The organism is Rhizorhabdus dicambivorans (genome assembly GCF_002355275.1).
Lineage (GTDB): Bacteria > Pseudomonadota > Alphaproteobacteria > Sphingomonadales > Sphingomonadaceae > Rhizorhabdus > Rhizorhabdus dicambivorans.
In genome coordinates this window covers 1,686,810-1,698,403 of the sequence record NZ_CP023449.1, presented here as the reverse complement: position 1 = coordinate 1,698,403, position 11,594 = coordinate 1,686,810, and the positions used below count along the sequence as shown (strand labels likewise).

The 11,594-nt window shown below is 63.0% G+C and carries 9 protein-coding genes; 1 reads left to right on the top strand and 8 read right to left on the bottom strand.

Annotated features, from left to right (window positions below):
* Nucleotides 1-3: 3 nt before the first annotated feature.
* The 5 genes from CMV14_RS08160 to guaA all read right to left on the bottom strand — a co-directional run bounded on the left by CMV14_RS08160 (nucleotide 4) and on the right by guaA (nucleotide 6,408).
* The gene (locus tag CMV14_RS08160) at nucleotides 4-792 is read right to left on the bottom strand and encodes an SDR family NAD(P)-dependent oxidoreductase (protein WP_066969977.1); all 789 of its coding nucleotides are present in this window, start codon (nucleotides 790-792) and stop codon (nucleotides 4-6) included.
* A gap of 29 nt (nucleotides 793-821) precedes the next feature.
* On the bottom strand, nucleotides 822-2,498 hold the full coding sequence (locus CMV14_RS08155; RefSeq protein ID WP_238147227.1) for an MFS transporter: 1,677 nt from the start codon (nucleotides 2,496-2,498) through the stop codon (nucleotides 822-824).
* A 184-nt stretch (nucleotides 2,499-2,682) separates the two neighbouring features.
* A complete protein-coding gene (locus tag CMV14_RS08150) occupies nucleotides 2,683-3,921 on the bottom strand; it encodes an acetyl-CoA C-acetyltransferase (RefSeq protein WP_066969976.1) in 1,239 nt (412 codons plus the stop codon).
* Between the two features lie 297 nt (nucleotides 3,922-4,218).
* Nucleotides 4,219-4,542 carry an SRPBCC family protein gene (locus CMV14_RS08145; RefSeq protein WP_139114825.1) on the bottom strand — a complete coding sequence of 108 codons (324 nt, stop codon included), beginning with the start codon at nucleotides 4,540-4,542 and terminating at the stop codon, nucleotides 4,219-4,221.
* 267 nt (nucleotides 4,543-4,809) lie between these two features.
* Nucleotides 4,810-6,408 carry a glutamine-hydrolyzing GMP synthase gene (gene guaA / locus CMV14_RS08140; RefSeq protein WP_066969967.1) on the bottom strand — a complete coding sequence of 533 codons (1,599 nt, stop codon included), beginning with the start codon at nucleotides 6,406-6,408 and terminating at the stop codon, nucleotides 4,810-4,812.
* Between the two features lie 130 nt (nucleotides 6,409-6,538).
* On the opposite strand from guaA, the gene CMV14_RS08135 reads away from it, so the two are divergent.
* Nucleotides 6,539-7,573 carry a hypothetical protein gene (locus tag CMV14_RS08135; protein WP_139114824.1) on the top strand — a complete coding sequence of 345 codons (1,035 nt, stop codon included), beginning with the start codon at nucleotides 6,539-6,541 and terminating at the stop codon, nucleotides 7,571-7,573.
* Between the two features lie 158 nt (nucleotides 7,574-7,731).
* Here the strand turns inward: CMV14_RS08135 and CMV14_RS08130 are convergent, their stop codons facing one another.
* The 3 genes from CMV14_RS08130 to CMV14_RS08120 all read right to left on the bottom strand — a co-directional run bounded on the left by CMV14_RS08130 (nucleotide 7,732) and on the right by CMV14_RS08120 (nucleotide 11,511).
* Nucleotides 7,732-8,712, bottom strand: a complete 981-nt coding sequence (locus tag CMV14_RS08130) for an IS481 family transposase (protein ID WP_066970399.1) — start codon at nucleotides 8,710-8,712, stop codon at nucleotides 7,732-7,734.
* A 100-nt stretch (nucleotides 8,713-8,812) separates the two neighbouring features.
* Nucleotides 8,813-9,277 (bottom strand): hypothetical protein, encoded by a 465-nt coding sequence (locus tag CMV14_RS08125; RefSeq protein ID WP_066966310.1) that lies wholly within the window; start codon nucleotides 9,275-9,277, stop codon nucleotides 8,813-8,815.
* A 95-nt stretch (nucleotides 9,278-9,372) separates the two neighbouring features.
* Nucleotides 9,373-11,511: a prolyl oligopeptidase family serine peptidase gene (locus CMV14_RS08120; RefSeq protein WP_083215988.1), complete on the bottom strand. Its 2,139-nt coding sequence runs from the start codon at nucleotides 11,509-11,511 to the stop codon at nucleotides 9,373-9,375.
* Nucleotides 11,512-11,594 lie beyond the last annotated feature (83 nt).

Sequence of the window (11,594 nt, the reverse complement as noted above, 5' to 3'; positions counted from 1 at the left end):
GCGTCAGGCCTTAGCGGACGTGCCCCCATCGACAGTGAGAATGGCGCCGTTGATGTAAGAGGCAGCCGGTGATGCGAGAAAGAGAGCGGCGTTTGCGACCTCATCAGCCTGCGCGGCGCGCCCGAGCGGGCAGAAGGCGAAGCGACTTTCGTCGCAATCCAGAAATCCGGAATCCAACACCGCCTCGACCATCTCGGTCTCGATAAGCCCCGGGGCCACGCAGTTGGTGCGCAAACCTTTCGGGCCATAGGTGACAGCAAGGGACTGCACGAGATTATTGATCCCCGCCTTTGATGCGCTGTAGGCATGAGCATTGGTATGGCCACCCAAGCTTAATATGCTTGAGATGAAGACGATACTGGCCCCCTGACCCCGTCTGAGAAGCCTTGGAACGAGCGAGCGCGTGATGGCGGCAGGGCCGTTGAGATTGATGTCGACCACCTCGCGCCACGAGTCAGCCGACTGCTCGGTAATGATAGCCATGCTGCCGGGCCGAGTCCGTTCGTAGGAATAGCCGACGGCCGCATTGTTGATCAGCAAGTCGATGCCACCGGCATCCTCACATGCTTGGTCGATCTGCTCGGCTGTGGCTGCATCGGTGATGTCTCCCACCACGGTGCGCATTTGCCCGCCCGTTTGATGAATAGCTGACCGAACCTGAGCAAGCTTCGACTCAGTCCGGCCGATGCCGATGATAGTGGCTCCGCGCTCCGCAAGCTTGCGACACAAGGCGGTACCTACGCCGCCAGCCGCGCCGGTCACCACGGCGACCCTTCCCTCGAAGTCCAGCATCTCGTCTCTCCTTTGTTTCTGCCTGCTTGCTATGGAGCGCCCGGTATCACCTGCTGAAAAAGCGGTTCTCGTTGCTCCGCGCTATCAGGCTGGCGACTATGCGGATCGACCTGGATGCGACGGTAAATTTTCGGAGGTCCGGGAGCCGTATGAAGTGCTGTAATTGCCGCGATATTAACGGCGTCGGCCTGTGTCCTGCGTTGGTTGTGCCGGACATACTCTAGCCATGTCGCCACCTGATAGCGCTCGATCCAAAGGTTTGGCTGGCTAACGTCTCGCAGAAGCACCCAGTTTCGCGCCCCATCCCGACGGCGGATCCGCCGCCGTTCCCGCATGAGCGCTATGAAAGCGGCGGCCTCCACAGTATCGATCTCATAGTGGATTGTGATCGAGATCGGGCCGCTGTTCGCTTCGATCAACGGTCCCGCTTCAGGTTCCTGCCATTTGCGCAACGGATCGAGATCTAGACCATCGAGATCGGGAAGCGGGTCCAGAAATCCGGCCGCGAGGCCGATCGACAAGAGCATGGCCGCCGCAATCATGGCGCTGCTGACGCCTATCAACGACGAAATGGCGCCGAAGACGCTGCTACCGACCGCAATTCCGCCAAACGCTGCCATTTGATAAAGCGAGAGTGCCCTCGCGAGCACCCATCGCGGCGTAGCGAGCTGCATGGTAACGTTGAGCGTGGAGAGGGCGAGTATCCAACCGCCACCAGCGATGATCAGTGCGAGCACGGTTAGGGCAGGAGATGTTGACAGAGCGGTAAGAGTAAGTCCCAGAACCCCGAGGCCAATAGCGGCGGAAATGATGCGATTGACCGAGTACCGGCTTCTGAGCGGTGCGCTGACGAGGGCACCCGTCACTGCACCGGCCCCGAAGGCGGCAAGGAGCAGTCCGTAGGTGGTTGCGGCGCCATTGAGACCGTCACGGACAATTATGGGCAGCAGAGACGGGATCGAACTCACGCATACCGAGATCAGCATGGCCCGAGCGATCGTCTTTAGCAGATCAGGCGACATGAACACATAGCGTACCCCGCTTGCAATCGCGCCGGCTATCCGCTCGGCAGGCAATGCTGACGGATCTGGCTTTGGATGCCATCGCAGGAGCGTGATGATGAGCAGCGGATAGGTCGCGCAATTCACCATAAAAGCGGTCGTGGCCCCCGCGGCAGCAACGATTGCCCCGCCCAAGGCCGGCCCGGCGCTTCGCGCCGTGTTGAACGCGGCACTGTTCAATGCAACCGCATCGGGGAGCAAGGCTTTCGGAACCATGTCGCCAACGGATGCTTGCCAGGCAGGTGCATTGAATGCGTTGCCGCAGCCAATGAGGAAGGTGAATGCCAGGAGCATGTAGGGCGATGCGAGGTTAATATGCGTCAGGACCGCCAGACCGATAGAGACAGCCATCATGAAGGTCTGCGACCACAGCATAAGGCGCCGTCGATCCCAGCTGTCGGCCGTTGCTCCGGCTAGTACGGAGAATAGCATTATCGGGAGCGTGATCGACGTTTGTACAAGGGCGACCATCGATGGCGACGACGTCAGCTCCAGCATCAGCCAGGATGCCCCGACCGACTGGATCATGTAGCCAATGCCAGTGACAAGATTAGCAAACCAAAGGCTACGAAATGTCGGGAAACGAAGAGGAGACCGGGCGGACATGGTCGGCGGCACGGCCTCCTCGTTCAACTCGTCGGTCACAACTATTAGTTCTCACCACCCGGTTTGACGGTGCGCAATGTTGAAAACAGGGCCTGCACTGCGCTCATTTGTAGATCGTTGCCCTTTCGAGCGGGAGTTGCGGCGCTCTCCCCCAGGGTGAACGCCGCATTCTCAAGACGGTAGCCCTGCGAGGCGACACGCCGGGGCACGTCGCCTCGTTGTATTAGATTCGTTCGATGATGATCGCCGGTCCCATACCTCCGGCGGCGCACATCGTCACAAGACCTCGCCGGAGGTCGCGACGCTCGAGCTCGTCGAGAATAGTTCCGATCAGAATGGCACCGGTCGCGCCAATCGGATGACCGAGCGCCATCGCACCGCCGTTGACGTTAACCTTGTCACGATCGAGCTTGAGGTCGCGGATGAACTTTTCGGCCACCGCTGCGAACGCTTCGTTAATCTCAAACAGGTCGATATCATCGACCGACAGGCCCGCCTTCGCCAAAACTTTGCGGGCCGCAGGAACCGGAGCATTGAGCATCAACGTTGGGCAGTCCCCGATATTAGCCGTTGCGACGATGCGAGCGCGGGGCTTCAGACCATTTTTGTCGGCATAGCTCTTCGAAGCCAGAAGCACGGCGGCGGCGCCATCGACAACGCCCGACGAGTTTCCAGCATGATGAACATGCTTGATTTCGAGATCCGGGTACGCCTGATGAATGAGGCCCGCATAGGTGAGGCCATCCTCATTGAGCTGCACATTAGCGACGGCCTCGAACGCCGGCTTCAGACCGGCCAAAGCCTCAAGCGTCGTCTGCGGTCGCGGATACTCCTCCTGATCGAGCGCAAGCGAACCGTCGTCCTTATAAACTGGGATCAGGCTCTTGGCGAACCGACCTTCCTTGATCGCTACACCCGCACGCTGCTGGCTGTTGAACGCCAATTCGTCGCATGCCTCGCGACTGATTCCTTCCATGGTCGCGATGGCGTCTGCGCAAAGCCCTTGGTGCGATTGAGGATGAACGGAACGCAGGTGAAGATTGTCACGATCCATCATCGTCGGCTTGTTGGGATCGCGCGTCGAAGGCGTGAACGACATCATTTCCGTTCCGCCTGCGACGACCAGATCTTCCATCCCGGCTTTGACCTGTGCCGCCGCAAGGCTAACAGCAGTGATGCCGGAGCCGCAGTAGCGGTCGAGCGTGACGCCGCTGGCTCGGACATCATAGCCTGCATCCAGAGCCGCCATTCGGCCAAGATCGCCGCCCTGCTTTCCCACTTGGGTCGACGTGCCCCATATGATGTCGTCGATTTGACCGGTGTTTATACCATTGCGCTCAGCAATCGCTCGCAACACGGTTGCCGCAAGGCGCTGCGGATGAATATCCGCCAGGGCGCCCTTTCCAACCTTGCCGACGCCGCGCGGTGTTCTGCACGCATCAATAATATATGCTTCGCTCATTTGGATGTGATACCCCTAGCAGGTTTGAGCGCAGTCCTGCGCCTTGACCGAGTGGGTTACGCAAATCCTATGCCAGAGGAGCGTCGGAGCTTGTGAAGGGCGTGAAAAACGGTCTCCCCGCGACCTGCTGCGGTGATTAGACATTGCACTTAGGCGAGCGACTGGCTCTCCCGGCGACAAAGTGTATGCGCAACAACCAACCGGCGGGAGATAATGCAAGCGGTAGCGATTGGTGGTCGGCCTCGGCCGATCAACGACCAGCCTATTCAGCCGTTGGAGGGATTTTCCCCATAGCCGTTAATGCTCAGTGTGGGGCAGACTCGAATTGAGCGCTTTGGTCATTGCCTTTAGGCAACCGCGAAAAAAGACCGATATATCTTCCGAGAGAGCATCGGCATTGACATCCACCTGTGGTTCGAACTCGACCATCAGTAAGATTTTGGTTTTATCCTCGCCGAGACTTTCCACGGCTATCGTTGTCTCATAGTGATCCGTGCCGGTCCGCTCCACCGAATATGTGTAGGAGGCATCGCCGCTGCGGACGAGCCGCTCTTGATAAATGTTACCATTTGGTGGTAATAATCCGGTACGTATCTTCGGGCCGATCTTCAATCCGCTCACATTTGACCCTGGTGGCCCATTTAGACAGGCCTCCAAAATCTCCAATGATGTCCCACACACGGCCTGCCGGTATCGCAACCTCGTCAACCGCTTGACAAGGAGTGACGGTGTGTCGTCTCGCTGCGATACGCAACATCGCGTATACCGCCGTTCGCGCCCTCACACGCGATCTATGGGGGCCGATTGCTGCCAGCAGAAAATCATATCTATATCAGCTGGTTAGGTCGTAATTCGGCGCGTTTCCGTATATCGCCGGATTGCTCCGATTTACTCCCATTCGATCGTCCCAGGCGGCTTCGAGGTATAGTCGTAGGTCACCCGGTTGATGCCCTGCACCTCGTTGACGATGCGGGTGGCGACGCGGCTGAGGAAGGCGGCGTCGAACGGATAGATGTCGGCGGTCATGCCGTCGGTCGAGGTGACGGCGCGCAGCGCGCAGACCGAATCATAGGTGCGGCCGTCGCCCATCACGCCGACAGTGCGGACCGGCAGCAGCACCGCGAAGGCCTGCCAGATCGCATCATAGAGGCCGGCGCGGCGGATCTCGTCGAGATAGACGGCGTCGGCCTTGCGCAGGATGTCGCAGCGCTCCTTGGTCACCTCGCCCGGGATGCGGATGGCGAGGCCCGGCCCCGGAAAAGGATGGCGGCCGACGAAGATGTCGGGCAGGCCCAGTTCGCGGCCGAGCGCGCGGACCTCGTCCTTGAACAGCTCGCGCAGCGGCTCGACCAGCTTCATGTTCATCCGCTCGGGCAGGCCGCCGACATTGTGGTGGCTCTTGATCGTCACCGACGGGCCGCCGGTGAAGCTGACGCTTTCGATCACGTCCGGGTAAAGCGTGCCCTGTGCCAGGAAATCGGCGCCGCCGATCTTGTTCGCCTCGGCCTCGAACACCTCGATGAAGGTCTTGCCGATGAACTTGCGCTTGGCCTCAGGATCGGTGACGCCCTTGAGACCGTTGAGGAACAGCGTCTCGGCATTCACATGGACCAGCGGGATGCCATAATGCTCGCGGAACAGGCCGACGACCTGATCGGCCTCGCCCATCCGCATCAGGCCATGGTCGACGAACACGCAGGTCAGCTGGTCGCCGATCGCCTCATGGATCAGCACCGCCGCGACCGCGCTGTCGACGCCGCCCGAAAGCCCGCAGATCACCCGGCCCGAGCCGACCTGCTTGCGGATTTCGGCGATCTTCGTCGCGCGGAACTCGGCCATCGTCCAGTCGCCGGAAAGGCCGCAGACATGGCGCACGAAATTGGCGATCAGCTTGCCGCCGTCGGGAGTGTGGACCACCTCGGGGTGGAACTGGACGCCGTAGAAGCGGCGCTTCTCGTCCGAGGTGACGGCGAAGGGCGCGCCTTCCGACACCGCGATCGGCGAGAAGCCGGCCGGTAGCGCATCGACCTTGTCGCCATGGCTCATCCAGACCTGATGGCTCTCACCTTCCTTCCACAGGCCGTCGAAGAGCGCCGAGCGGTCCCTGATCTCGATGAAGGCGCGGCCGAACTCGCGGCTGTCATGGCCGGGGGTGACCGACCCGCCGAGCTGCTGGCACATGGTCTGCTGGCCGTAGCAGATGCCGAGGATCGGCACGCCCGCCTCGAAGAAGCGCTGGGGCGCGCGCGGGCTGCCGATATCGGCGACCGAGGCGGGGCCGCCGCCGAGGATGATGCCCTTGGGCTGGAGCCGGTCGAAGGCCGCATCGGCGGCGTTGAAGGGCGCGATCTCGCTGTAGACGCCGGCCTCGCGCACGCGTCTGGCGATGAGCTGGGTGACCTGACTGCCGAAATCGACGATCAGGATCGTTTCCTGCGGCTGGCTGCTGGGCTTCGGGGCGGATGTGGCGGGAAGCTGGGCTGTCATGCCGAGCCGATAAAGGCCCGGAGCGCGCCTGTCCAGCGGGCAGTGCGATGACGGACAGCAACGCGAGTACATTGCCTCCCCTTCCGCATCGGCCTAGACCGTAACGACATGGACGCGGGGGACAGTGTCGGTGCGGAAAGCCGTTTTCCTGAGCGCATGGCTGGCACTGGCCTCCGGGGTCGCCGCGGCGGTTCCGACCACCGATCTGTCCGGTGTCGACCTGAGCGGAGAGGAGCAGGCCGACGGCGCTTCCGAAAAGGGCGGCGAACGGATGGAGCAGCCGCTGATCAGCGCCGGGCCGGGGCTGATGTTCATGAACGAGCTCGGCCTGTTCCGGCGCGCCGGAGCGCGGCGCTATGGCGACCAGGGACAGAATCTGGCGGTTGCCTATGAGCTGATGACGCCGAGCCGGGTGGCCGTGTCGCTGTTCGTGTCCGAGGCGGCACCCGCGATCGGCGCTACACCAGAGGCGGTGAGCGCGGCACGCGAGACCAACTGCTATCGGGACTTCGAACGGCGCGAACTGCAGCTCAAGAAGATCCACCCCTCGGCCAAGCTGATCGAGCGGACCAAGGCGCCGCCTCCGGCCGGATCGGATGCCGCGACCGGCCTGCGTGCCGTCTATGAGATGAAGGCCAAGTTCCGGGGACGGCGCATGGCGCTGCGATCGGAACTGGCGCTGTTCTGCTATGTCGCCGGGGACTGGCAGATCGCCTATCGGGCGACCAGCCCGGCCGATTACGACTATCAGCCCGAGCTGGCCGAGCTGATCAGCAATATCGGCTGGCCGCAGCGGGAGGCGGCGGCGCCCGAGCCCGGCGACATCGCCATCCATGTGCGGGGCTATGACACCGCCTTCCTGATGGCGGGGTTCATCGTCGCGGGCAGCGCGACGGATCTCGCCGCGCTGGAGGAGCGGGCGCGCCAGCGCGGCCTGTGGCTGCGCCGGATGAAGGAGAAGGACGGCGAGAAGCTGGTGGCGATGTTCATCGGCCAGAGCGGGCGCAGCGTCGCCGCGCGCGAAATCTACCAGGAGGCGATTTCGGGCGATCTGGGCCAGCTCAGGCTTGAGGTGATGATCATCGCCGCCGACGATCTCGCCGCCGGCGCCGATCCGTCACAGGCGCTCCGCACGGTGTCGTCCAGCTATGTGGAGCTGCGCTGAAGCCATGGCGCGGTCGATCCGCTTGGATCGACCGCGCTAGCTCTTGGTTTTACCGCGATTTCCGAGTCGGCGGATGTTCCATCCGCCTAGACCTTGATAGAGCCTGATTCACGCCATCGGCGGAAGCGCGAAGCGCTTCCACCTCAACCGATCAGGCTCTAGATGTGGAGCCTCAACAGGTTATTCATTGGCTGACGTAGTCGGCTGATGGGCGGTTGTGATTGTAAGCTGCCGTGGGGGCGGTGCCAGTTATAATTATGGAGCCATGGACTGAGGGCGCGTTTGCGGTGCTCGGAGGTTGGATAGGCGCGAGCATATGCCCATTCGCGTAAGCTGGTCTGGATGAAGCGTTCGGCCTTGCCGTTAGTCTTGGGCGTGTAGGGTTTGGTGCGGATGTGCTTGAGGCCGAGTGCTTTGCAGGCGTCGCGGAAGGCGAAGCTTTTGTAGCAGGCGCCGTTGTCGGTCATGACGCGCGAGACAGTGATGCCGAGGCTTTGATAATAGGCGATGGCGGCGAAGAGGAAGGCGGTTGCGCTTTCCTTCTTTTCGTCGGGGAGGATCTGGCTGAAGGCGATGCGCGAGGCATCGTCGATGCAGACGTGGACGAACTCCCAGCCCGCGCCGTAGCGCTCGCCAGCACGGCTGCCGCGAGTGCTGCTCTGCTTTGTCCGATTGCCGGTGATGCGATGGCCGACGCGTTCGAAGCGGCCGAGCTTCTTGATGTCGATGTGGATCAGCTCGCCGGGGTGCGCGCGCTCATAGCGACGGATGGGCTCGGGAGGATCGAGATCGCGCATTCGGCTCAAGCGTGCGTTGCGCAGTATCCGGCTGACAGTGGCTGGCGAGAGCTTCAGCGTGGCGGCGATCTGCTTGCCGCAGAGGCGCTGACGGCGCAGGGCGATGACCTGCTCGATGCGGTCGGCGGGCGTGGCGCGGGGCATGGCGTGTGGGCGCGAGCTGCGGTCGACGAGACCGGCTTCGCCTTCGATCCGATAACGTGCCAGCCACTTGGCTACGGTTCGCTCCGAGACGCCCAGGGCGGTCGCGACCGCCCTGGGCGTCTCGCGCAGAACCATCACGCGCCGGACGATCTCGGCTCGACTGAAGGGCGTGGTTCGGGCATTCTTGTGGATGTTCATCCGGTCGTTCCTCCAGACCTGACGTGTCGCAACATCAGTCTGATCCGGTCACGCCGGATGAACAACCTCCTGAAAGCTCACATCTAGAAATCGCTCCAGGTCAGCGCGCCGCCAGCCGTTCGCCCAGGTCGATCATCTCGATCTGGCCTTCCTGGACCGCGCAGCGGAAGCTGCGGTCGCCGCGCTCGCCACGGACGACGCCTTCGACCCGCCAGCCATCCTTGCCGTCACGGCCGACCGAATCGACCGACGAGACGGGGCCGCGCGCCATATTCTCGATCGCGTTCGAGCAGAGCGAGGCGACCTCGCGCGCGTCCTCGCCATCCTCGCGAAGATCGTCGCGCTGATCGACATTGCGCCGGGAGGGCGTGCCCTTGTTCTTGTTGGCCGAGCTGGCGACCGCGATCAGGCCACCGCCGATCACCGCGCCGAGCAGAATGTTGCCGAAGGTATCGCCGCCACCGCGATGATGGTGATGGCCCCAATAGGGCCGGGCCGCCGCCGGGGCCGCCGTCCCCGCCACCAGAGCCAATACCGCTGCCGAACCGATGAGCTTCCTGATCATCTCACTGCCCCAACTAATGCCACGCAAAACATGATGGAGATTGCGATTAACCGCCAGCGGATTGCGGTAAGCTGAATAGGTTGTTTCGCTGGCGTTTATTGTTTGTCGGGCGCCGGCAGGCCGGTCCAGTGGCCCAGAAAGGCCCAGAGATCGGTATATTCCTCGATCAGCTTGTCGGTGGGCTTGCCCGATCCATGCCCGGCGCGGGTCTCCACCCGGATCAGGTGCGGCCGGGGCCCGATATCGGCGGCCTGGAGCGCGGCCGCATATTTGAAGCTGTGGCCCGGCACCACGCGGTCGTCGGTGTCGGCCGTGGTGACCAGGATCGCCGGATAGTCCGCCCCGGACCGGATATTGTGATAGGGCGAATAGCCGCGCAGCACGTGGAAATCGGCTTCCCTGTCGGGATCGCCATAATCGTCGATCCAGTAGCGGCCGGCGGTGAAGCGGGTGAAGCGCAGCATGTCCATCACCCCGACAGCCGGGCTGGCAGCGGCGAACAGGTCTGGCCGCTGATTCACCACCGCGCCGACCAGCAGCCCGCCGTTCGACCGGCCCATCGCGGCAAGCCGCCCCTTGGCGCTGATTCCGCTGGAGATCAGATATTCGCCGGCCGCGATGAAATCGTCGAACACATTCTGCTTGCGCTCGAGCCGGCCGGCCTCGTGCCACAGCTTGCCATATTCGCCGCCGCCGCGGAGATTGGCGACCGCATAGACCCCGCCCATCTCCATCCAGCCCAGGATCGCTGGCGAGAAGCCGGGGGTCATCGAGATGTTGAAGCCGCCATAGCCATAGAGCAGCGCCGGCGCGCCCGGCTGGGTGGTCCGCCTGCGCACCACGAACATCGGCACCTCGGTCCCGTCCTTCGAGCGGTAGAATTTCTGGTCGACGAGATAGTCGTCCGGATCGAAGGCGAGCTTGGGCTTGATGAACGCCTCCATCTTCCGCGTCGCGGTGTTGAAGCGGTAGATGGTCGAGGGCGTCGCGAAGCTGGAGAAGGCAAAGAAGGTCTCGGGATCGCCGACCCGACCGCCGAACCCCGCGCCAGTGCCGATATCGGGCAGGTTGATCGCACCGGCGGGCTGGCCGGTCAGTTCGTAGAGCACGGCTTCGGTCTTGGCGTCGCCCAGATAGGCGACGATCAGCCGGTTGCCGACCAGGGTCGCCCCGACCAGATCGTCAAGGCCCTGGGGGATGACCTCGACGGGCTTGGGCTTCCGTGCGGCGACATCGATCATCACCACGCGCTGCCGGGGCGCTTCGAGATTGGTGCGGAAGTAGAAGCGGCTGCCGATGCTTCCCGCCAGCGCCCACTGGTTGGTGAGGCCGCGTACCAGCCTGCGGGGTTCCGGGTCCGCATCGGCGAGATCGAACAGGGTCAGTTCGAAACGCTCGTCGGTCCCCTCGCTGGAGGTGACGAGCGCGTAGCGGCCGTCCTGGGTGGTTTCGACGCGATGGTTGAGCCGGGGCCGGCCGGGGGTCGCATAGAGCAGCCGGTCTGCCGACTGGGGCGTGCCGATCCGGTGATAATAGACCTGCTGGTTGAGATTGAGGGCCTGATAATCGGCGCCCCTGCGCGGCTCGGGAAAGCGCGAATAGAAGAAGCCCCGGCCGTCGCCGTCCCAGGCGAGCGCGGAGAATTTGACCCAGTCGATGCGATCGTCGAGCAGCTTGCCGGTCCGCACGTCGAGCACGCGCAGGGTCCGCCAGTCGCTGCCGCCGTCCTGGATCGAATAGAGCAACAGATCGCCATCGTTCGAAGGCCGCCATTCGTCGAGTGCGGTGGCGCCGTCGCGCGACCAGCCATTGGGATCGAGCAATTCGCGCTCCTTCCCATCCAGCCCGTCGCGCACAAGCAGCACCGACTGGTTCTGCAGGCCGCTGTTACAGGTGTAGAAATAGCGCCCGCCGCGCTTGCGGGGCACGCCGTAGCGTTCATAATTCCATAGCGTCCTGAGGCGCGTGCGGATCGCGGCGCGGCTGGCCAGCGTGTCGAGATAGCTGTTGGTAACGGCGTTTTCCCGGCGCACCCATTCGGCGACCTCGGGATCGCCGCGCACATCATTCTCCAGCCAGCGATAGGCATCGGCGATCGCCTCCCCGAACCGGGTGTCGACAATGTCGGTACGGCGCGTCTCGGGATAGGCGATCGGATCGGACGCGGCGGCCGACACCGCGAGGCCGAGCGCGAGACAGGCGAGCAGAGTGGAACGCAACCCGTGCGGCGGCATCCGACTCCCCCCTCCCACGCAACGAAAAAGAGCCGCAAGCGTAACGCTCACGGCTCTCTTTGCAATGGCTTAGGCAGGCCCCC